The organism is Arthrobacter sp. CAN_A214 (assembly GCF_015751955.1).
In the GTDB taxonomy this organism is placed as follows: Bacteria; Actinomycetota; Actinomycetes; order Actinomycetales; family Micrococcaceae; genus Arthrobacter_D.
Genome location: NZ_JADOUU010000002.1, coordinates 121,499 through 143,135 on the forward strand (window position 1 = coordinate 121,499; position 21,637 = coordinate 143,135).

Here is a 21,637-nt window from a genome sequence, read left to right on the forward strand (position 1 = left end):
CGTCTGCCGGTCCTTACTGTTTGATGTGCTGCCCGTGTGGGCCTCTGCGACCGGCTGCGCTCAGCGCCGGTAGAACTCCTCGAGCTTCTGCAGGCCCTGGTCGATGGAGACCGCAGGCTTCCAATGGAGCAGTGCCCGGGTCTCGCGCTGGTCGAACCAGTGCGCGGTGGACAGCTGCTCGGCGAGGAACCGGGTCATGGGAGGTTCGTCGGTTGCTCCTGCCGCGGTCCACACCCGTTCGACGACGGAACCGGCAATCCGAGCGAGCGCACCGGGGACATTCCATCGAGGTGGTTCCACGCCTCCGGCCCGGCACATTCCAGCGATCAGCTCACGGACGGGACGCGGCTCACCGTTGGTGACCACCACCGCGCGGCCCTGCATGGAGTCGATCCTTCGCAGGCAGGCAACGATTGCCGACGCCGCGTTGTCCACATACGTGGTGTCGATCAGCGCAGTACCCCCGGCGATGATCGGCAGGCGCCCCGCCCGAGCGCGGGCGATGACCCGCTCCACGAGCTGGGTATCGCCGGGACCCCACACGATATGCGGACGCACCGCTGCAACCCGAAACTCCGGAGCGGACATCCCGAGCGCAAGCAGTTCCGCACGCGCCTTCGACCGGGCATACTCGCCGCGCGCTGTGGCAGGCTCCGCCGTCGTCGCTCCCAGGCCCACGATCGGTTGCCCAGCATGGGCGACCGACGGCGAGGACACGTAGACGACGTCGTGCACACCTGCCCGGCGGGCCGCCTCGAGCAGATTCCGCGTGCCTTCGACGTTGACGGCCTCGAAATCGGAGCGGGGTCCCGTGAACGAGACCTTCGCCGCGAGGTGGATCACGGCGTCCATGCCGTCGACGGCCTGGCCCAGTGCTGCCCGGTCCGTCAGTGATCTCTCGAAGTCAGTGACTCCGGATAGCCCAGAGGGGCGCCGTTGCAGAGTGCGCACCGACTCACCGGCCGTGACCAGCAGGGCTGCAACGGCGCCGCCGAGCATCCCGCTTGCTCCGGTGACGAGTATTTTCACGGGATTCGGGAACCGCTGCCCGCAAGCACCGCGCCGGCCCACTTCGCCACTTCGGTGCGGTCGATCTTCGCGTTGTGGCGGATGTCCACGGGCAGTCCCGGCACCGTCAGGACTGCCGCCAGTTCGATACCGGCCGTCCGCGCCATGTTCCGGGCGCGTTCGGTCAGCACGGAATCGGCGAGTACTGGCTTCCGGCTTCGCCTGCGGTTCCTGCCGGGCGCGGGAACGGGTTCGACGACGGCCACGATCGCCTGCGTGCCCGTCGGCCCCACTCCCACGACGGCGGCGAGGCGAACACCCTCGAGCTTTTCAAGGGCCTGCTCGAGGCCGACCGGAGTCAGCACTGCGCCCGGAGTCGTGATGATATGGCCGAGCCGGCCTTCCACCCACAGCCGGCCTGCTCCGTCGAAATGGCCGACATCGCCGGTGCGGTGCCAGGGGGCGGTGCGGGAGGAGGCTCCCTCGGTACGCCACAGGCGATAGTACCGGCTCTTGACGTGGGGTGCGTCCACCAGGATCTCACCGGTGACGCCTGGCTCCGTGGTGGGAGTGCCGTCGGGGACGCCGTCGTCGGACAGCGCGCTCACGGCAAGCCGTGCTCCCTGGACTGCACGGCCCACGCACACTCCGTTTCCCGCGCCGGGCATCGTGCCGGCGGCATCCGCCTCGGCGGCCCGGATCCCTTCGAGGTCGATGTTCGAGACGGGCAGCGCCTCGGTCATGCCGTACGGCGTGTGCAGGGACGCGGCGGGCAGCAGTTCCTGCACCTGCTCGAGGAGGAGTGCCGGAACCGGCGCTCCGGCCGAAAGGACGGTGGTGACCTTGCCCAGGGCCTCTGTGCCGGAAGGGGTCAGGTTGTCCTTCGTCGCGACGAGGTTGCGCAGGGCAGCCGGGGCTGCGAAGACGGCAGTGGCATCGATGGCCCGGGCGGCGTCGGCCAGCGCCTGTGCCGTGAGGGTCCTGGGCGCGGTGACCTCCATGTCCGGGGTGACGGAGGCGCCCCCGAGTGCCGGTCCCAGCAGGGCGAACGGCGCAAAACCTGCAACAAGGGCACCTCCCGGACCGAGCCCGAAGGTCCCGCCGACGGTGTCGCGCATGCCGGAGAGCTGCCGGTGGGTGTACACCACGCCCTTGGCCGGTCCGGTGGAACCGGAGGTGAAGAGGATGGCGGCATCGGCGTCGGGGTCAGGATTTTCGAAGGTTCCCGGGGGAGTGGTACGCAGTGTTTCAAGGGATGACTCGACCCGCAGGGCACGCTTCCCGCCCGCGAGGGTTCCAACGCTGATCCGCCGTCCGGGCCAGCCGAAGAGTCTCGCCGCCAGGAGCGCGCGCTCGATGCCGATGACGACGTCGGGCACGCTGCCCTTCACCGCGCGCGACAGGCCCTTCGTTCCGAGGCCCGCGTCGGCGACCACGATGATGGCGCCGATCCGCAGGCAGGCGTAGATCAGCACGGTCAGGTCCACGCCGGGGGGGACCATCAGGCTGACGCGGCTTTCGGAGCCCACTCCGAGGCCGGCCAGGCCGGCCGCCACGGCGGCGACGTCGTCGGCCAGTTCCCGCCACGACAGCGAACGCCGGATGCCGTTCCTGCCCATCTCCGCCACGGCGAGCGAGCCCTGCTCAGCCCCCGTCGAGCGCTCCTGCAAATGGTGCCACAGGAAGGTATGGGAAGGGGTCGCAAGGGGCGGGGTCGAAGCCGTACCTTCCCGGGATGCGGGAGGGAAGCGTTCGTCGAGCCAGCTGAAGATCGTTCCTGCAACATCCGCGTCCTCCTGGAGGAGGTGGCCGGCGTCCTCGAACCGGTGCACGTCGGCGGAGGGGAGCCGCCGGGTGAGGTCCTCGAGGTAGGTATCGGTGAAAATGGGGTCTCGAGGACCCCACACCATCAGGGACGGCACGTCGAGGGTGCGGATGCCCTCGGCGATGCCGGTCAGAGTCGCGTAGCTGGGGTGGGAGGGCGCCGCGGGGATGTCCGAAACGAAGTTGGCAATACCTGCGCGGTCGGCGCGTGTCCGGTAGGGCGCGCGGAAGGCGGCATGGACGTCGCGTGGGAGCTTCGGGCGTGCAAGGGCATGCGTGACGTCGAGGAAGGCCGACGTTGTCTGCGTTCCGAGGCGGTGCATTCCGGGCAGGAGGGCCAGACGCAGCAGGGAGGGGATGGGCTGCTTCGGCTCCTGATGGATGGCGGTGTTCGTGAGGACGACGCCGGCGAGGTGCGACCGGTTGCGGTGCGCGTACCCGAGGCTCACCACGCCACCCCAGTCATGGCCTACGGTGACAAGCGGTCCCTCGAGGGAGAGTGCTGCGGCGAAATCCTCGAGGTCGGTCACCCGGTCGGCGAGCCGGCGGAACGTCCGGGTGCGGCGGGAGAAGCCCATGTCGAGCTGGTCGACCGCGACCACCCGCCAGCCCTCGGAAACACCCCGGGCCAGTAGGGTGCGCCACAGATAGGACCAGGTGGGATTGCCGTGGACACACAGCAGGGTACCCCGCACGGCGGTTCCGGCTTCGGAGAGCTGGGGCCCGTTGTCCAGGTAGTGCCACGAGTTGACCGTTCCCGGGTTGTCCGCCGCCGAGGTGGAGGGCACGTCGGAATAGGTCGACCACGCCGGGTCGACCCCGGGCAGTGCTACCACGCAATCTCCATCATCGAGGTGTTGAGACCGGATCCGACGCCGAGGCAGAGTACGCGGTCACCCGGCGAGAGCGACTGCGCCTCCTGCGCGAGGGTCATCGGCAGGGACGCGGGGCCGACGTTCCCCCAGTGGGGGAACGTGATGGGGACGCGCTCGCGGACGAGGTCGACCGCCTTGATGATGGCGTTGGTGTAGGAGTTGGACACCTGGTGGGTGACGTAGCGGTCCATGGCGTCCCACTTCCAGCCGTCGGCCTGCGCCTCGTGCCAGGCGGTCACCACGAGCTCCAGCCCGCCGTCGAGCAGTCCCTTGGTGTCGGTGTACATGCCGTCGATGCCACCGACGCACAGCTCATGGTGCTGGGTTCCCGCACGTGAGACGCCACCCAGGATGCGGTGGGAGCCGGGATGCTCGTCGGCCGGGCCGATCACGGCGGCGGCCGCACCTGAACCAAGTGTCAGGGTGGCGAACTCGCTGAGGAAGTCCTGGCGGGTGGAATCCGGCCGGTTGAGGCGCTTGAAGGTAGCTTCCTGGGTGCTCTGGGCATCCTCGCCGGCCACGATCAGGGCGTATTTGATCTGGCCCGAGTCGATCATGTTGGCGGCAAGGGTGATGCCGTTGACGAACCCGAGGCAGGCGTTCGCAAGGTCGAAGTTCATGGCCGACGACGGCAGGCCCAGGGTGTGGTGGATCTTGACGGCAACCGAGGGCTCGAGGTTCCGGCGCGTCACCGAGGTGTTGATCAGTAGTCCCACCTGGCTCGGCTCGATCCCCGCCTCGGCCATGGCCTTCGCTCCCGCCTCGATGGCGGCGTCGTCGAAATCCGATCCGGGTGACCACCAGCGCCGTTCGGTAACTCCGGCAACTCTCTCCAGGAGGCGCTTGGACAGCCGAAGCCGTTTGAGGCTCGGCGCCAGCCGTTCGTCAAACTCTGCGGAAGTGACGACTACCGGCGCCTCCACGCTCGTGACGGCCAGCAAAGCCGTGTTGTCATGTCGGAACGTCGCGTTACCGGTCAAATTTCCTGCCTCGTCAACTGTTCAGCACCATTGGCGGCCACTGGAGTCCGCGGGGGATCCGGCCAAGGAGCTCTGGGATTCTGTCGAACCTTTTGCTAAGCCTACTTCTTAATTTCTGCGCTGGTCACACTTGTTTGTCCACAGAACTGTAGGGGATGCACGCCCGGGTCCGCCCAACCCAGTAGATTTGAAAGACCCAACCCCTCTGGAGAGCCTGACCACTGTGCATTTAAAGAGTCTAACCGTGCGAGGCTTCAAGTCTTTCGCTTCCGCGACGACTTTCGACTTCGAACCGGGCGTCACCGCTGTTGTGGGTCCGAACGGTTCGGGAAAGTCCAACGTGGTCGACGCCCTCGCCTGGGTGATGGGTGAACAGGGAGCGAAAACCCTCCGCGGCGGAAAGATGGAGGACGTGATTTTCGCCGGGACCTCGGGCAGGGCGCCGCTCGGCCGTGCGCAGGTATCGCTGACCATCGACAATGCCGACGGCGCGCTGCCCATCGAGTATTCCGAGGTCACCATCTCCCGGACGCTGTTCCGGGCCGGCGGTTCGGAATACGCGATCAACTCGAAAAGCTGCAGGCTCCTTGACATCCAGGAACTTCTGTCGGATACCGGCATGGGCCGCGAGATGCACGTCATCGTGGGACAGGGACAGCTCGACCGCGTGCTTTCCGCGACGGCCGAGGAACGCCGGGGTTTCATCGAGGAGGCAGCCGGCATCCTCAAGCACCGGAGGCGGCGTGAAAAGACGGTGCGCAAGCTGGACGCGATGCAGGCCAACCTGACCCGGCTCACCGACCTCACCGGGGAGCTTCGCCAGCAGTTGACCCCGCTGGGCAAACAGGCCGAGGTGGCACGGCGTGCACAGCAGGTCCAGTTCGAGGTCCGCGACGCGCGCGCCCGGCTCCTCGCCGACGACCTCTCCCGCCTCACCGAAGCCCTCGCCACGGAGGAAGCCGACGAAACGGCGCTCCGGGAGCGCCGGGCGGAAGTCGAGCAACGTCTGCAGGCAGGCAGGGCACGCCAGGCCGAACTCGAGCAACTCGCCGCGGCTGCCACCCCCACCCTCAACGCGCTGCGGGACGCCTGGTACGCACTGTCCTCCTCCCGCGAGCGGATTCGTTCCCTGGAAACAGTGGCCGAGGAACGACGACGACTGTTGGGCAGCCCCGACACCAGTGCCGACACAGGCCGCGACCCCTCTGAACTCGGGCGTTCGGCGGAACGTGTGCGCAGCGAGGAGCGCACGCTCGCCGGGCAGGTCGACGGGTTTCGCACCGCGCTGGATACCGCCGTCGGGCATCGCAGGTCCGCCGAGGATTCGGCAACAGCAGAGGAGAAGCGCCTTGCCTCGCTGCTACGTGCGGCAGCCGACCGGAGGGAAGGCGCGGCACGGCTGGCCGGTTCGGTGGGGGCGGCGAGATCGCGCGTCGAAGCCGCAGTCGCCGAGCTGGGCCGGCTCCACAGCTCGATCGCAGCCGCCGGCGAGCGCAGGCAGGCCGCCGGCCAGGAATTCACCGCACTCGAGACGCAGGTGGCAGGCGTGGAGCAGGGGGAGGAGGGGCTCGACGCCGACTACGAGAAGGCCTCCGCAGCGCTTGAGGCCATTCAGGAGGCGATAACGGCCATTGCCGGCGAAGAGCGGACCGCGGATCGAGAGCGGGGTGCCCTCGCCGCACGGCTCGAGGTGCTGAAGGAGGGCCTGAAGCGGCGCGACGGCTCGCAGATGCTGCTCGATGCGGGGCTCGACGGCGTTCTCGGTCCCCTCGCCGAGTCCCTCCGCATCGCTCCGGGGTGGGAGAGCGCAGTATCTGCAGCGCTCGCCGCGGTGGCCGACGCCGTCGTGGTGCGGGACGGTGCCGCGGCGACGGCGGCGCTGCTGCGGATGAAGCACGACGACGCCGGGCAGGTGGTGCTCGTCATCCAGGGCTCCGGAGAACAGGGCATCGGGGAACAGGGCGCACCAGCGGGGGACCGACCATCGGCTCTCCTCGAGGAGCAGAACGTCCGGCCCGCAATGTCCCTTCTCGAGTGCAGCGGGGAACTGACGGCTCCGCTGGCGGCCCTGCTGGACGGAATCGTCATGGTGGAGGACCTCGATGCAGCGCAGGCCGTCCTGCAGGGTGCAGGGCCGAATCGGAATCGGGATCAGAGTCGGGACAGGTTCCGGGATGGCAGTCCGGTCCCGGTGGCAGTCGTGACCCGGAATGGTGACGTCGTCTCCCGCCATCACGCCCGCGGCGGTAACCCCGGCGCGCCCGGCGTCCTCGAGGTGCGGGCCGCCGTCGACGACACCGCCGCGCGGCTCGCCGACACCACTGCCCGCCTCGAGCAGACAAGGTTTCGACGTGCCGGCGCCGAGGGGGAGCGGCAGGCAGCACAGGAACGCGCTGATTCGGCCCTCCAGCGTCTCCACGAATCGGACGCGCGCCATGCGGCGGTCGCCGAGCGGCTCGGGCATCTCGGTGCGTCGTTGCGGTCCGCGGTGGGTGAAACGAACCGCCTTGCCCAGCTGGCAGCGGCTGCCGAGGCGAACCTCGCGGTCGAGGAGGAGAAACTGGGGCAGGCCGTCGGAAGGCTCGCCGCCGTCCAGAACCTTCCCGAGGAAGCCGAACCGTCCACTTCGGACCGGGACCGGCTCAACGCGGCCGCGGTGCAGGCGCGCTCCGCCGAGATGGAAGCGCGCCTTCAGCTGCGCAGTGCCGAGGAGCGGCTGAGTGCGCTGGCCAACCGGGCAGCGTCCCTCGAACGGGCTGCTGCCGCCGAGCACCAGGCGAGGCGGCAGGCCGCCGAACGCGCACGGCTCCAGCAGGTGCAGGCGGACAAAGCGCTCGCCGTGGCACGTGCTGCCCACCGGGTGCTCCAGTTCCTTGCGGTGTCCCTGGATGAGGCAGCAAGGCAGCGCGACGCCGCGGAAGAGGTACGGGCCACGAGGGACATCGAGCTGGCGGGCATCCGCACCACGAATGACGACTTCGCCGCCGAACTTGCACGCCTCACCGACTCGGTGCACCGGGACGAACTGGCCCGCGCTGAGCAGCGGCTGCGCATCGAAGCCCTCGAGAACCGCTCCATCGAGGAACTGGGCCTCACCCCCGAGCACCTCCTGGCCGAATACGGCCCCCACCTGCCCGTGCCCTCACTGACGGCGAGCGCCGACAAGTGGGCCGAGCTGCGTGCTCCGGTGGACGGGGAGGGCAAGGTCCTGCCGCAGGGCATTCCCTTCGTTCGGGAGGAACAGGAGAAGCGCCTGCGGAAAGCACAGCGCGACCTGTCGGCGCTGGGCAGGGTCAACCCGCTGGCCCTCGAGGAATTCGCAGCACTCGAGGAGCGCCACCAGTTCCTCAGCTCGCAGCTGGCTGACCTGAAGGCCACGCGGAAGGACCTGCTGGACATCATCCGCGAGGTCGACGAACGCGTGGAGCAGGTCTTCACCACCGCGTTCGAGGACACAGCGGTGCAGTTCGAGCGCGTCTTCGCCAGGCTCTTCCCGGGTGGTGAGGGACGGCTGGTGTTGGCGGACCCCTCGGACCTGCTCACCACCGGCATCGAGGTCGAGGCGAGGCCCGCCGGGAAGAAGATCAAGCGGCTCTCGCTGCTGTCCGGCGGTGAGCGTTCGCTGACCGCCATCGCCCTGCTCATCGCGATCTTCAAGGCACGGCCGTCGCCGTTCTATGTGATGGACGAGGTGGAGGCGGCGCTCGACGACACCAACCTCGGGCGACTGATCAGCATCCTCGAGGAGCTCCGGGAATCGAGCCAACTGATCATCATCACGCACCAGAAGCGCACCATGGAGGTGGCGGACGCCCTCTACGGGGTCACGATGAGAGGCGACGGCGTGTCCACCGTGATCAGCCAGCGGCTCGTCGAGGCCTGAAGCGACAGCGGGTCCCGGGCTACGCGGTTTCCCCGGCGTCCTGAGCCGGAAGGGTCTCCCGGGCCTTCAGCCACAGGAGGCCGGCCCACGCGGCGAGCAGGCCGGAGATCGAGAACGCCATGCCGAAGGATCCGAAGACGAAGTAGTCGACGATCAGGCCGGCCAGCACCGGTCCCAGGATGGCACCGAGGTCCGAGCTCATCTGGAATCCCGCCAGTACCTTCCCACCACTGCGGCCGTTCCCGACGACATCGGCGACCGCCGCCTGCTGCGCCGGATTGAGGAGCCCGGTACCCAGGCCGCCGATGGCACAGACCGCGAGGAACACCGGCACGCTGCCGCTGAAGCCGAGCGCCACCATGGCAGCGCCGTTCACTGCGAGGCCCAGCAGCACCAGAGGCCGCCGTCCCCAGGAATCCGCCAGCCGTCCTGAGAAGGTCAGCGCAAGGGCGGTGCCCGCTGCGAAGCACGCCAGGGAGATGCCCGCGATTTCCGGGCCTGCGCCGAGGACCGCCGTCGCGAACAGCGGGACGAGCGCCATGCGCACCCCGAAGGAGGACCAGCCGTTGGCGAAGCTCGAGACCAGGGCGGCACGGTACGCCGAATCGCCGTAGGCCTCGCGCATTGACAGCACGGGCAGCGGGGCGGCCTTCTTCCGGTCTCCCAGCGGAGTGTCCTTGAGCTGGAAGAACACGACGGCGGACGCCACGAGCAGGGCACCTGCGTAGACCAGGAACGGCACGCGAAGGCCGTACCCCGCGAGCAGGCCTCCCATCAGGGGGCCGCCGATACTGCCGAGGAGGAACGCCGACGCATAGGCACTCGAGACCCGTCCCCGGATCCCCGGCGGTGCGAGGCGCACGATCAGGCCCATCGCCGAAACGGTGAACATCGTGGATCCGATCCCGCCGAGGCCGCGGAAGACCAGCAGCTGCCAGTAGTTTCCCGCGAACGCGCACGCCGCGGTGGACAGCGCGACGATCAGCAACCCCAGGATGTACACCGGCCGTTCCCCGAGCCGCTCGATCAGGTGCCCGCCGGCCGGCGCGAAGACCAGCCGTGTGAAGGCGAAGGCGCTCACGATCACCGAGGAAGCGGTCACGCCGACGTCGAAACTCTGGGCGAACTGGGGCAGCACGGGCGCCACGAGGCCGAAGCCGATGGCGATCACGAAGGCGGCGGCGATCAGGACCCGAATCTCCCGGGGAATGCACTGGACGGCGCTCGAATCCGTCGTGCGGCGGCGCTTTTGCAGGCGGGGGATTCGAATCATAGTGAGCAAAGTCTTTCACTACCGGCAGGGGTTCCTTAATCGGGCGGTGTGAGAAGGTGGAATGGTGAACGAGACCCTCCAGATCGTAATTTTCGTCGTCCTTGCCATCGCTGTCCTTGGCTCCCTCGCAGTAGTCCTCCTCAAGGGGCGCCGCACTCCTCCGGGGCTGTACACCTCGCAGCGCGACGACGACGACACCCCCGGCTTGCGGGCGCACGGGTCCACGTCCACCGACCTGCTCGACCGTCCCTCGGGGACTGACGCAGGGACCGATAGCGTGCCCGACGTCGTCGTGCCCGATGACCTCAGCGGGCTCGACCAATCCACCGCCACGGTGCCGCTCGACACCCCGGACACGGTCCAGGGCCGGCTCGCCCGGCTGCGGGCGCGGCTCGTGCGCTCCAACAACGCGCTGGGCAAGGGACTGCTGGCCCTGCTGTCGAGGGACAGGATCGACGAGGACGTGTGGGACGAGGTCGAGGAGACCCTCCTGATGGCCGATCTCGGCACCGAACCCTCGATGGAACTTGTCGACGCGCTGCGCGAGCGCGTGAAGGTCGCCGGCAGCCGGGATCCCGCCGAGGTCACGGCAATGCTCCGCGAGGAGCTCATCAAACTGGTGGACCCCACCATGGACCGCTCCCTGGCCACCCTGCGCCACGCCGACCGGCCCGCGATCGTGCTGGTGGTCGGAGTCAACGGCGTCGGCAAGACAACGACGGTGGGAAAGCTCGCGCGCGTCCTGGTGGCCGAGGATAAGGACGTCCTCCTTGGGGCGGCGGACACGTTCCGTGCCGCCGCAGCCGAGCAGCTCGCCACCTGGGGTGAGCGTGTGGGCGTCGCCACGGTGAGGTCCGACGTCGACGGCGCCGATCCCGCCTCCGTCGCGTACGAGGCGGTGAAGGCCGGAATCGATCAGGAGGTCGACGTCGTCCTGATCGACACCGCGGGCCGCCTGCAGAACAAGGTGGGCCTGATGGACCAGCTCGGCAAACTCAAGCGCGTCATCGAGAAGCAGGGCACCGTCGACGAAGTGCTCCTGGTCCTCGACGCCACCACCGGCCAGAACGGACTGAACCAGGCGAAAGTCTTCTCCGAGGTCGTCAACATCACGGGCATCGTCCTGACCAAGCTCGACGGGACAGCGAAGGGCGGCATCGTCGTCGCCATCCAGCGGAGCCTCGGCGTCCCCGTCAAGCTCGTGGGTATTGGAGAAGGCGCCGATGATTTGGCGCCGTTCGACGCCGAAAGCTTCGTCGACGCGCTCCTGACCTGAGCAGACCCGGCCGGCTGCCCCGAAACACGGCTGAAACACGACTGTCACGATCCTTTTACACCGGTGAGGGTTCTGTAACCTCCCGGTAACGAACTGCCGTAGGTAGCGAAACACCGGCCCGGCATTCTGGGAAGCGCGGGAAACGCCCGCCTTCTTCGAGAGGATCGTGCTGATGGATTTGACAGCAGGTCACGTCTGGGTAATGATTTCGGCGGCCATGGTGCTCCTTATGACTCCGGGCCTGGCATTTTTCTATGGCGGCATGACCCGCGCCAAAGCCGCACTGAACATGATGATGATGAGTTTCGTCGCTGTAGGGCTCGTCGGAATCGTCTGGGTTCTCTGGGGCTACTCCATGACCGGCGGCGAGGGGGTCGCCCAGCTGTTCGGCAATCCGTTCGCTTCCTTCGGCCTTACGGGCCTGATCGGTACCGAGGACATGATCGGGGCCGGCTACGGGGCGACCTTCGCCATCATCACCGTCGCGCTCATCAGCGGGGCCATCGCGGACCGGGCCAAGTTCGGTGCCTGGACGCTCTTCGTTCCCATCTGGGTCACCCTGGTCTACTGCCCGCTGGCCTTCATGGTCTGGGGCGGTGGACTCCTCAGCGCCGACGGCGCCGTGGGCAGCGCCGTGGGCGAGGCCATCGACTTCGCGGGCGGCACCGTCGTCCACATCAGCGCAGGCGTCGCCGCACTGGTCCTCGCCCTCATCCTCGGCAAGCGCCAGGGTTTCGGCAAGGACCCCGCGCAGCGCCCCCACAACATCCCCCTGGTCATGCTGGGCGCCGCCCTCCTGTGGTTCGGCTGGTTCGGTTTCAACGGCGGCGCAGCAGGCACCGCGGAAGAGGCAGGACTCATCTGGGTCAACACCATGGCGGCCCCGGCGGCGGCCATGGTCGGCTGGATCCTCACCGAACGCTTCCGTGACGGCCGCCCCACCTCGCTCGGAGCGGCCTCGGGCATCGTCGCAGGACTGGTGGCCATCACCCCCGCCTGCGCCAACGTCAGCCCGGTGGGCGCGGTGTGCCTCGGCCTCGTGTCCGGCGTGGTGTGTGCGCTCGCGGTCGGCATCAAGTACCGCCTCGGCTTCGACGACTCGCTCGACGTCGTCGCTGTCCACCTGGTGGCCGGCATCACCGGAACCCTCGCCCTCGGCTTCATCGCCCTGCCCGTCGACGGCGCAGGTGGCGGCCTCTTCTACGGAGGAGGCGCGGGCCAGCTGCTCGCCCAGACGGTGGCGGCAGTCGTGGCGATCGCGCTCTCGGCGATCATGACGGCGATCATCGGGCTGGGAATCCACAAGACCATCGGCTTCCGGATCACCCCTGATGACGAGGTGTCCGGCGTCGATCTCTCCGAGCACGCCGAAACCGCCTATGAGTTCGGCGGGCTGGGCGTCGGTGGTTCCTTCCACCCCTTTGCAGAGCAGGCTAAAACCAAGAAGAACGTCCCGGAGGCCGTGAATTCATGAAACTCGTTACAGCAATCGTCCGCCCGGACAAGCTCGACAGTGTACGCGGCGCCCTTGAGACCTACGGGGTCCAGGGACTGACCGTGAGCCAGGCCAGCGGCTACGGCCGCCAGCGGGGCCATACCGAGGTGTACCGCGGGGCTGAATACACGGTGGACCTGCTGCAGAAGGCCCGGGTGGAAATCCTGGTAGCCGATGCGTGGGTCGTGGACATCGTGGACGTCCTCGTGTCCACCGCGAATACCGGCCGGGCAGGCGACGGCAAGGTGTGGGTCACCGCGATCGAGGACGCCGTCCGCGTCCGCACCGGAGAGCGTGGCGACGCCGCGCTGTAGCAGCAGGCGGCGCGTCCGTTACCGGGGTTCCGATAGCCGACGTGCCGCCCGAGTAATCAGCTGGTAGGCGCTGATCGCCAGGTAGCGGGACCTGGGGAGCCGGCCGCGTACTCCTCGAGGGGGACCTCGTTCGAGGCCCAGGCGGCGAGGACCGGCTCCACGATCCGCCAGCAGTCCTCGGCGGTGTCACCGCGGACGGACAGCGTCGGATCCCCGGCCAGGACGCCGTCGAGCACCTCACCGTAGGGCAGCAGGTCGGTGGCGTTGAGGTCGGCACTCAGGACTGCGCGGTCGAGCGAGAACATGTCACCCGGGCCGTTGACGTCGAGCTCGAGCTGCAGGGTATCCGGACCGAATCCGATGCGCAGGCGGGTCGGCGCATCCTGGCCGGTGAACCCGGTGGGCACATGGCTGACCGGTCTGAAGGTGATGATGGCTTCCTTGCGCTTGGCACCCAGTGCCTTGCCCGAGCGAAGGATGAAGGGGACACCGGCCCAGCGTTCGTTGTTGATCGAAACCACGACCTCGGCGAGGGTCTCCGTTCCCTTCGAGGGGTCCACGCCCGGCTCCGCGGTGTAGTCCGGCACCGACCGGCCCGCGATGTCTCCCGCGGTGTACCGGGCGCGCCGGCTGCTGGCCGGATTGCTGAGATCCACAGTGCTCGCCCTCAGGACGGAACCGATGTGGTCACGCAGGTCGCGTTCATGGAGGGTGGACGGCGCATTGAGGGCGAGCAGCGCCATGACATGGAGGAGATGGCTCTGGATCATGTCGCGCAGGGCGCCGGCGCCGTCGTAATACCGGGCACGGTTCTCCAGCGAGAGGTCCTCGTCGAAGATCACTTCCACCTTCTCGATGTGCAGGCTGTTCCACACCGGTTCGAGGATGCGGTTGGCGAAGCGAAGGCCGAGGATGTTGAAGACCGTGGCCTTGCCGAGGAAGTGGTCCACCCGGTGGATGTTCTGCTCCGGCACCAGGGCGGCGAGCTTGGAGTTGAGGGCGTGGGCCGAGGCCTGGTCGGTGCCGAAGGGCTTCTCCATCACCAGGCGCGTGCTCTTCGGAAGCGCATCCGCGGACAGCGCCGAGCAGGCCTTCTGGCTCACCGCCGGAGGGAGGGCGAAGTAGATGGCCACCGGCCCCTCGAGACTGGCGACGAGGGTTGCAAGGGCACCTTGACACGTCACGTCCAGGCAATGGTACGTGCTGCCTTTCCGGACGTCCTCGAGGGCGGCCCGACCGGCATCGTCCGTGCTCTCTCCGGCCGCAGCGAAGGAGGAGCCGATTCTTTCCTGCCACTGTTCATCCGACCAGTCGTCGGAGCCGGCGCCGACGAGTTTCAGGCCGTCCGCGCGGCCGAGGCGGATCAGGCGCGCAAGTCCCGGCAGGAGGAGCCGGCCCGTCAGGTCCCCCGAAGCACCAAGGATCAGCAGGGTCTGAACGCGGGTGTCGGCGTCGGCCGGAATGGTGGTGTGCTCGGCAAGGGATTCGGCAAGCGAAGAAGTGTCCACTTCTCCACACTGCCACTTTCCGGAGACGCTGTCTTTCAACCCGGGCAGTCCTGCAGGCTGGAGTGCCTGGGGAAGGCGAGTTGATACCCTAGGGAGTTGAGTCCGCAAATCTTCCGATGAAAGTGGTTTCCGGCACGTGTTCAATTCACTCTCCGACCGGCTGACAGCAACCTTCAAGAACCTCCGTGGCAAGGGCCGCCTGACCGAAGCCGACATCGACGCCACCGTCCGCGAGATCCGCCGGGCCCTGCTCGATGCGGATGTGGCTGTTTCGGTGGTGCGTGCCTTCACCGCACGGGTCAAGGAACGCGCACTGGGGCTCGAGGTGTCACAGGCCCTCAACCCGGGCCAACAGATCGTCAAGATCGTCAATGAGGAGCTCGTCGGCATCCTCGGCGGTGAGACGCGCCGGATCCGCCTCGCCAAGAACCCGCCGACCGTCATCATGCTCGCGGGACTGCAGGGCGCGGGAAAGACGACGCTCGCCGGCAAGCTCTCGAAGTGGCTCAAGGGGCAGGGACACAGTCCGCTCCTCGTCGCGTGTGACCTCCAGCGGCCGAACGCGGTCAAGCAGCTCCAGGTCAATGGCGAGCGTGCCGGCGTGCCGGTCTTCGCACCCCATCCCGGTGTCAGCTCCGAGTTCGAATCAGCCACGGGCGATCCCGTCACTGTCGCCCGGCAGGGCGTGGCCGAGGCACGGGCGCGGCTCCACGACGTCGTCATCGTCGACACCGCCGGCCGGCTCGGCGTCGACGCCGAGCTGATGCAGCAGGCCGCGGACATCCGCGAGGCCATCAACCCCGACGAAGTGCTGTTCGTGATCGACGCCATGATCGGCCAGGACGCCGTCAACACGGCCCTGGCCTTCGACGAGGGCGTCAACTTCACGGGCGTGGTGCTGACCAAGCTCGACGGCGATGCCCGTGGCGGCGCGGCGCTGTCCGTCGCCTCGGTGACCGGCAAGCCCGTGATGTTCGCCTCGACGGGTGAGGGCCTCAACGATTTCGAACTGTTCCACCCGGACCGCATGGCCTCGCGCATCCTCGACATGGGCGACATCCTCACCCTGATCGAGCAGGCCGAGAAGTCGTGGGACCAGGACGAGGCCGCCCGGATGGCGAAGAAGTTCGCCGACCAGGAAGACTTCACCCTCGACGATTTCCTCGCCCAGATGCAGCAGATCCGCAACATGGGATCCATGAAGAAGATGCTCATGATGATGCCCGGCGCCGCGGGCATGCGCGAGCAGCTCGAGAACTTCGATGAGCGCGAGATCGACCGCGTCGAGGCGATCGTGCGGTCGATGACCCCCCACGAACGCGTGGCTCCGAAAATCCTCAACGGCTCGAGGCGCGCCCGCATCGCGAAGGGCTCGGGCGTGCACGTCTCCGAGGTCAACGGCCTGCTGGAGCGTTTCACCCAGGCCCAGAAGATGATGCGGAAGATGGCAGCGGGCGGCGGGATGCCCGGAATGCCGGGGATGGCCGGACCCAACGGATTCCAGGGCGCACGGAAGACGAAGGCTGCGGCCAAGGGAAAGAAGAAGCCCCGCTCGGGCAACCCGGCAAAGGCCGCGCAGGAACTCCAGGAGGCGGAGGCGCGGCGGATCGCCGCACGTTCCGCCGCCCCGACGGGCGCCGCCTTCGGCGGGCAGAGCGACTTCGATCCGTCATCGCTCAACCTGCCCAAGGGATTCGACAAGTTCCTCGGCAAGTAGGGGAAACGGCAGGAAAATCGGCGGCATGACGCAGGAACGCATCGTCTTCGTCCACGGCGGCGGCTCGTTCGGGGCTGCCGCCTGGCCCCGGCAGCACGGACTGTCCCTCGACCATGACTGTCTGTTCCTCCGGAGGCACGGCTTCGATGCCGACGCTGAACCGCTGCCCACCGACCACGCCGAGGATCAGCGCATCATCACCGAGGCGCTCGGCAGTGGGGGTCACCTCGTGGCGCATTCGCAGGGGGCTGTCTCGGCGATGCTGACGGCGGTCGAACGGCCCGACCTGATCCGCTCGCTGACGCTGGTGGAGCCCGCATGCCTGTCGCTCACTGCGGACCTGCCCGCTACCGCAGCCCACATCGATCTCGTGGCCCCGCTGTTCGCGCGGCAGGACACACTCACCGATGAAGAGTTCCTGCAGCGGTTCGTCCGGTTGACTTCTTCTTCCGAGGCGGAGCCTCCGACCACCTCGGACGCACGGCGGAACGCACGGCGTCTTCGCCTGCAGGCTCCGCCGTGGACAGCCCCGCTGCACATCGTGCCGGGAGTGCCGACACTCGTCCTCACCGGCGGGTGGGAGCCGCTGTACGAGGAGGTTGCCGAGTACCTCGCCGCGACGGGCGCACAACACCGCATCACCGCAGGCGGGCACCGGCCGCACGACACGGCGGAGGGCGACGCCGTCGTCCGCCGTTTCATCCGGGGCGCCCCGTCCGGGAACTCCCCACGGGAATAAGTTGAATCTTCAAGTAGTTGACCCGGTGGACAGGGAAAACCGACTACGCGAGGGGCTCGCCATGCAGCAGGAAACCGATCTGTTGCCATCCGCCACGGGGATGGGAACAGTCACACTGAAAGTCGACAGCATCGCGAGGATGGCTGCGTACTACCAGGCCGGCCTCGGGCTCGAGGTGCTTGCGGAATCCGCAGACGGGGTTGACCTCGGGCGGAAGAATACGCCGCTGATCCGTCTCCAGCCGGCCTCCGGCCTGCGGCTGCCGCCCCCGGGCGAGGCCGGGCTCTTCCACGCGGCGCTGCTTTTCGAGAACCGCGCCGACCTCGCGGCCACCGTGCTGAGCGCGGCGCAGGCATCCGCCGGGACTTTCGTGGGCAGCGCGGACCACCTTGTCAGTGAAGCGTTCTATTTCGCCGATCCGGAGGGCAACGGGATCGAGCTCTACTTCGACAAGCCGCGGGACACCTGGCAGTGGACGGGGCCGGGGGCGCAGAAGTCAGTGGTCATGGACAACGTCGCACTGCCGGCACGGACCTACCTCGAGGACTACCTGACCGAGGACGCGGTGACCGGACAGACCCAGGCTGCCGCCGGCGTAGGGCACGTGCACCTTCAGGTGGGCGACGTGCCGACAGCGGAGGCCTTCTACGTCGGCATCCTCGGTTTCGAGCGCACTGCGGGATGGCACGGTCAGGCGCTCTTCGTCTCGGCCGGCGGGTACCACCACCACATGGCCATGAATGTGTGGAACAGCAGGGGGGCCGGTCCGCGCAAGGACACCCTCGGGCTCGGAGAAGTCCTCATCCACGTGCCCGAACCCCAAGAGGTCGATGCGCTGGCGGCACGGCTCGCAGCAGCGGGAATCGACCGGCACTCCACCGGAGCGGAACTGCGCTTCGAGGACCCCTGGAAGAACCGGATCCGGGTCCGCGCGGGCTCGCCCGACGGTGGAATCGCGCAACCGGCCTAGGTCTGGCACAATAGAGGCGTACTCGATCCGGGCAGCCCCTCTCTCTGCGCGTGAATTGTGTCCTTTGAACCCTTCCTCATGGCCCGCCCCACGGGAGCAGAAGGTCTGGGTTCGCCCCCTTCATCATCAAGGAGTGACCACACAAGTGGCCGTAAAGATTCGCCTGAAGCGCATGGGAAAAATCCGTGCACCTTTCTACCGTGTCGTCGTCATGGACGCACGCGCCAAGCGTGATGGCCGTGCCCTCGAGGAAATCGGTAAGTACAACCCCACCGAGGAGCCCTCGTTCATCGAGATCAACTCCGAGCGCGCCCAGTACTGGCTCGGAGTCGGCGCACAGCCCACCGAGCAGGTCTCAGCGTTGCTGAAGATCACCGGTGACTGGCAGAAGTACAAGAACATCGAGGGCCAGGAAGGCACTCTGAGGACCAAGGCACCCAAGGAAGCATTCGTTGCTCCCGACAAGGGCTCGGTCATCGTTCCTGAGGCCATCACCAAGAAGTCCAAGAAGACTGACGACGCCGCTGCGGAAGCAACCGAGGCTGAGTAAGTTGCTTGCCGAAGCGCTGGAGCACCTCGTGCGCGGAATTGTCGACAACCCGGACGACGTCCGGGTTGCGGTGAAGAACAACCGCCGCGGCGAGACCCTGGAGGTGCGCGTCCATCAGGAGGACCTGGGCCGCGTCATCGGCCGGCAGGGCCGGACCGCACGGGCTCTCCGCACTGTGGTCTCGGCACTCGCCAACGGCGAGCCGGTCCGCGTCGACGTCGTGGACACGGACCGCCGTCGGGCCTAGCCCGGGCGCCAGGCGCTTCTAGTTTTTCCGTTCGGCCCCGCACCAGATTCTGGAGTGGGGCCGAACGCGTTTCTCTATCCTCATCCACTCGCCAGCCACTCGCCGCAGGAGCAGCACCATGGAAGTACTCGTAGCCCGGATCGGCAAGCCGCACGGTATTCGGGGGGAGGTCACGGTCCAGCTCTTCACCGATGCTCCCGAGGACCGCTTCGAACCCGGTGTGGTGTTTCGTGCCGAAGGTGCGCCCACCGCTGAGCTGACCGTGACGAAGGCTCGCTGGAACAAGGACATCCTCATCGTGGGGTTCGAGCAGATCCCCGACCGCAACCAAGCGGAGACGCTGCGGGGCGCCAGCCTGTTCATCGACAGTGACACCACCGAGGACGACGAGGAGGACGCCTGGTACGAGCACGAGCTCGTGGGCCTCGACGCCCGGGTCGACGGCGAGACGGTCGGCAAGGTCACGGCGCTGCGGACCATGGCCGTCCAGGACCTCCTCGTGGTCGAGCTGACCGGGGGGCACGAAGCACTGGTGCCGTTCGTCGGGAAGATTGTTCCCGAGGTGAACCCCGAGGGCGGCTACGTGTCCATTCTTCCTCCCGCCGGGCTGTTCGACCTGAACACCCCTGGCTCCAACCAGGCGCCCGACGACGGCGACGACGTTTCCGGAACGCTTCCCGGAACGCTTCAGAGCGCCCTTCCGGGCGCCGGTGACAAGGACGCTGACAGTGATACTGACAGTGACGCCGCGGGCCGGGCAGACTCCTAGTGCGGATCGACGTCGTCACCATCTTTCCGGGATACTTGGCGGCCCTCGAACTCTCGCTGATCGGCAAGGCGCGTCAGGACGGGCTCCTGGACGTTCGCGTCCACGACCTCCGCGAGTTCACCACGGACCGGCACCGGACCGTCGATGACACCCCCTACGGCGGCGGGGCCGGAATGGTGATGAAGCCCGAGCCGTGGGCCCTTGCCCTTGAATCGATTGCGGCGGAATCGACCGTGCGGCCCACCCTCGTGGTCCCGTCCCCGGCCGGCGAGGTCTTTCGCCAGGCCACGGCCTCCGAATTCGCCACGCTCGACCACCTCGTTTTCGCCTGCGGCCGTTACGAGGGTATCGACGAGCGGGCGATCGGATGGGCAGAGGAATTCTTCGAGGTGCGTCCCGTCAGCCTGGGGGACTACGTGCTGAACGGCGGCGAGGTGGCCGTACTCGCCATGGTCGAGGCCGTAGGCCGGCTCATCCCGGGTGTCGTGGGAAATCCGGAGTCCCTGGTGGAGGAATCCCACGCTGACGGACTGCTCGAATACCCCGTGTACACCAAGCCGTCGTCATGGCGTGGCCGGGACATCCCGGAGGTTCTGCTCAGCGGGAACCACGCGAGAATCGCGCAGTTCCGCCGCACCGAGCAGTACCGGCGCACCGCACTCCGCCGCCCCGACCTGCTCGCGTCGGTCGAGGCCGGGGCGCTGACCGGAGCCGACCTCGCGGCTCTCAGCGGGGCCGGCTTCGACGTCGTCGACGGCGTTCTCGTGCGCAGGGACCCCGCCGGCTCCTGAAGGGCGCCTCGGCCTTCCGTGGAAACACGGTGATCACCTGCGATTCGCCGCTGTGCTGCAGGTATGGAATACTTGGTGCTTGTGTCTGCTGGGCTGGACCCTGCCACAGGGGGTGTGCGGCCAACAGTTCTACACACCGGCGTCCGGAGATCCGAACCGCCGGTACACCTTTTTCGGCGATGATTGCCGCGCTCCCTGCGAGCCGGCCTTGACCGCCGTGACCCACGTGAATGACCTGTGGCGTTCACCAGGAGAAGCTCCATGCATATTCTCGACTCCGTCGATGCGGCCTCGGCACGCACCGACATCCCGGCGTTCCGCGCCGGAGACACCGTCAATGTCCACGTGAACATCATTGAAGGCAAGAACACCCGTGTCCAGATCTTCAAGGGCTTCGTCCTTGGGCGTCAGGGCGACGGCATCCGCGAAACCTTCACGGTCCGCAAGGTCAGCTTCGGCGTCGGCGTGGAGCGCACCTTCCCGGTGCACTCCCCGGTCCTTGAGAAGATCGAACTGGTCTCGAAGGGCGACGTTCGCCGCGCGAAGCTCTACTACATGCGCGAACTTCGCGGCAAGGCAGCCAAGATCAAGGAAAAGCGCGACCCCAAGACGGTCAAGTAACCTTTACGGGTGCCCGAAACATCCGCTTCCCCTCCTACGGCTGGGAAGCTCACTCAACGCCGGTCCGCGATTACGGGCTGGCGTTTTGTGTTCTTCGCCGTGCTTTTCGCCGTCCTGGTGGTCGGCGTCGTGCGGGCCCTGCTCGTCGATGTCTACTACATACCATCGGGCTCCATGGAACCCCTCCTCGAGGAGGGGGACCGCGTGGTGGTCAGCAAGACCGGGAACCCTGCGGAAGGGATCGAGCGGGGCGACGTCGTCGTTTTCAACGGTCGCGGATCCTTCGACCCCATTCATGACGACCGCAGCGTGCCCGTGCGCGTGGTGAACGCCGTCGGGCAGTGGCTTGGCCTGAACGGCAGCGAGACGGTGTATGTGAAGCGGGTGGTCGGGGTGCCGGGGGACCGGGTGGCCTGCTGCGCCGACAACGGTCGGGTTACCGTGAACGGGGATGCGCTGGATGAGCCGTATCTGTTCCCGGCCGACGCTCCCAGCGAAACGGAGTTCGACGTCGAGGTCCCGGAGGGTAGGTTGTGGTTGTTGGGCGATCACCGGGCCGTTTCGATGGACTCGCGGTCACTGCTGGGGGCACCGGGTGGCGGATTGGTATCCGCTGATCGCGTGATCGGCGAGGTGATGCACCTCGTCTGGCCGCTGGATCGCGCCGGTCGGATCGGGCCGTCCGCCCGGGATTGACACCGAGTCCTGAACAGCCTGTAACAACGTTGTCAATGAGAACAAACGCGGTGGCCGTACTACCGGCACCGGAACGACATTGAGGAATGCAGCAGATGCCA

General features: G+C 67.6%; 18 protein-coding genes. 13 read left to right on the plus strand and 5 right to left on the minus strand.

Features of this window, described 5'->3' with window-relative positions:
* Positions 1 to 60: 60 nt before the first annotated feature.
* From IWX65_RS02420 to IWX65_RS02430, 3 genes are read right to left on the minus strand one after another with little or no spacing between them, the layout of a single operon-like run.
* Complete coding sequence (locus IWX65_RS02420; protein ID WP_196880875.1) at positions 61 to 1,029, minus strand: NAD-dependent epimerase/dehydratase family protein; 969 nt, start codon at positions 1,027 to 1,029, stop codon at positions 61 to 63.
* A complete protein-coding gene (locus tag IWX65_RS02425) occupies positions 1,026 to 3,668 on the minus strand; it encodes an alpha/beta fold hydrolase (RefSeq protein ID WP_196880876.1) in 2,643 nt (880 codons plus the stop codon). Before IWX65_RS02425 ends, IWX65_RS02420 begins: the two co-directional genes overlap by 4 nt.
* Positions 3,662 to 4,687, minus strand: a complete 1,026-nt coding sequence (locus IWX65_RS02430; RefSeq protein ID WP_196822085.1) for a 3-oxoacyl-ACP synthase III — start codon at positions 4,685 to 4,687, stop codon at positions 3,662 to 3,664. Before IWX65_RS02430 ends, IWX65_RS02425 begins: the two co-directional genes overlap by 7 nt.
* Before the next feature lie 223 nt (positions 4,688 to 4,910).
* On the opposite strand from IWX65_RS02430, the gene smc reads away from it, so the two are divergent.
* Positions 4,911 to 8,570, plus strand: a complete 3,660-nt coding sequence (gene smc, locus IWX65_RS02435) for a chromosome segregation protein SMC (protein ID WP_196880877.1) — start codon at positions 4,911 to 4,913, stop codon at positions 8,568 to 8,570.
* Between the two features lie 19 nt (positions 8,571 to 8,589).
* Here smc and IWX65_RS02440 read toward each other — a convergent pair whose 3' ends face one another.
* On the minus strand, positions 8,590 to 9,843 hold the full coding sequence (locus IWX65_RS02440) for an MFS transporter (protein ID WP_196880878.1): 1,254 nt from the start codon (positions 9,841 to 9,843) through the stop codon (positions 8,590 to 8,592).
* Positions 9,844 to 9,907: 64 nt separating this feature from the next.
* On the opposite strand from IWX65_RS02440, the gene ftsY reads away from it, so the two are divergent.
* The 3 genes from ftsY to IWX65_RS02455 all read left to right on the plus strand — a co-directional run bounded on the left by ftsY (position 9,908) and on the right by IWX65_RS02455 (position 12,928).
* Entirely contained in the window at positions 9,908 to 11,119 is a 1,212-nt protein-coding gene (gene ftsY / locus IWX65_RS02445; RefSeq protein WP_196881077.1) for a signal recognition particle-docking protein FtsY, read from the plus strand.
* A gap of 172 nt (positions 11,120 to 11,291) precedes the next feature.
* Complete coding sequence (locus IWX65_RS02450; RefSeq protein ID WP_196880879.1) at positions 11,292 to 12,593, plus strand: ammonium transporter; 1,302 nt, start codon at positions 11,292 to 11,294, stop codon at positions 12,591 to 12,593.
* Positions 12,590 to 12,928 carry a P-II family nitrogen regulator gene (locus IWX65_RS02455; protein ID WP_196880880.1) on the plus strand — a complete coding sequence of 113 codons (339 nt, stop codon included), beginning with the start codon at positions 12,590 to 12,592 and terminating at the stop codon, positions 12,926 to 12,928. Before IWX65_RS02450 ends, IWX65_RS02455 begins: the two co-directional genes overlap by 4 nt.
* Positions 12,929 to 12,984: 56 nt before the next feature.
* Here the strand turns inward: IWX65_RS02455 and IWX65_RS02460 are convergent, their stop codons facing one another.
* A complete protein-coding gene (locus IWX65_RS02460) occupies positions 12,985 to 14,436 on the minus strand; it encodes a glucose-6-phosphate dehydrogenase (protein ID WP_334683603.1) in 1,452 nt (483 codons plus the stop codon).
* 136 nt (positions 14,437 to 14,572) lie between these two features.
* On the opposite strand from IWX65_RS02460, the gene ffh reads away from it, so the two are divergent.
* The 9 genes from ffh (at position 14,573) to lepB (ending at position 21,536) form a co-directional block, all read left to right on the plus strand.
* The gene (gene ffh, locus IWX65_RS02465) at positions 14,573 to 16,153 is read left to right on the plus strand and encodes a signal recognition particle protein (protein ID WP_196880882.1); all 1,581 of its coding nucleotides are present in this window, start codon (positions 14,573 to 14,575) and stop codon (positions 16,151 to 16,153) included.
* Positions 16,154 to 16,178: 25 nt separating this feature from the next.
* The gene (locus IWX65_RS02470) at positions 16,179 to 16,892 is read left to right on the plus strand and encodes an alpha/beta fold hydrolase (RefSeq protein ID WP_196880883.1); all 714 of its coding nucleotides are present in this window, start codon (positions 16,179 to 16,181) and stop codon (positions 16,890 to 16,892) included.
* 61 nt (positions 16,893 to 16,953) lie between these two features.
* Complete coding sequence (locus IWX65_RS02475; protein ID WP_196880884.1) at positions 16,954 to 17,862, plus strand: VOC family protein; 909 nt, start codon at positions 16,954 to 16,956, stop codon at positions 17,860 to 17,862.
* Positions 17,863 to 18,007: 145 nt separating this feature from the next.
* Entirely contained in the window at positions 18,008 to 18,412 is a 405-nt protein-coding gene (gene rpsP / locus IWX65_RS02480; protein ID WP_196822093.1) for a 30S ribosomal protein S16, read from the plus strand.
* 1 nt (position 18,413) lies between these two features.
* Positions 18,414 to 18,659: an RNA-binding protein gene (locus IWX65_RS02485; RefSeq protein WP_196880885.1), complete on the plus strand. Its 246-nt coding sequence runs from the start codon at positions 18,414 to 18,416 to the stop codon at positions 18,657 to 18,659.
* A gap of 118 nt (positions 18,660 to 18,777) precedes the next feature.
* The gene (rimM, locus tag IWX65_RS02490; RefSeq protein ID WP_196880886.1) at positions 18,778 to 19,428 is read left to right on the plus strand and encodes a ribosome maturation factor RimM; all 651 of its coding nucleotides are present in this window, start codon (positions 18,778 to 18,780) and stop codon (positions 19,426 to 19,428) included.
* The gene (trmD, locus tag IWX65_RS02495) at positions 19,428 to 20,219 is read left to right on the plus strand and encodes a tRNA (guanosine(37)-N1)-methyltransferase TrmD (RefSeq protein ID WP_196880887.1); all 792 of its coding nucleotides are present in this window, start codon (positions 19,428 to 19,430) and stop codon (positions 20,217 to 20,219) included. The genes rimM and trmD overlap by 1 nt, the downstream gene beginning before the upstream one ends.
* A 261-nt stretch (positions 20,220 to 20,480) precedes the next feature.
* Complete coding sequence (rplS, locus tag IWX65_RS02500; protein WP_026532848.1) at positions 20,481 to 20,840, plus strand: 50S ribosomal protein L19; 360 nt, start codon at positions 20,481 to 20,483, stop codon at positions 20,838 to 20,840.
* A gap of 9 nt (positions 20,841 to 20,849) precedes the next feature.
* Complete coding sequence (lepB, locus tag IWX65_RS02505) at positions 20,850 to 21,536, plus strand: signal peptidase I (protein WP_196880888.1); 687 nt, start codon at positions 20,850 to 20,852, stop codon at positions 21,534 to 21,536.
* Positions 21,537 to 21,637 lie beyond the last annotated feature (101 nt).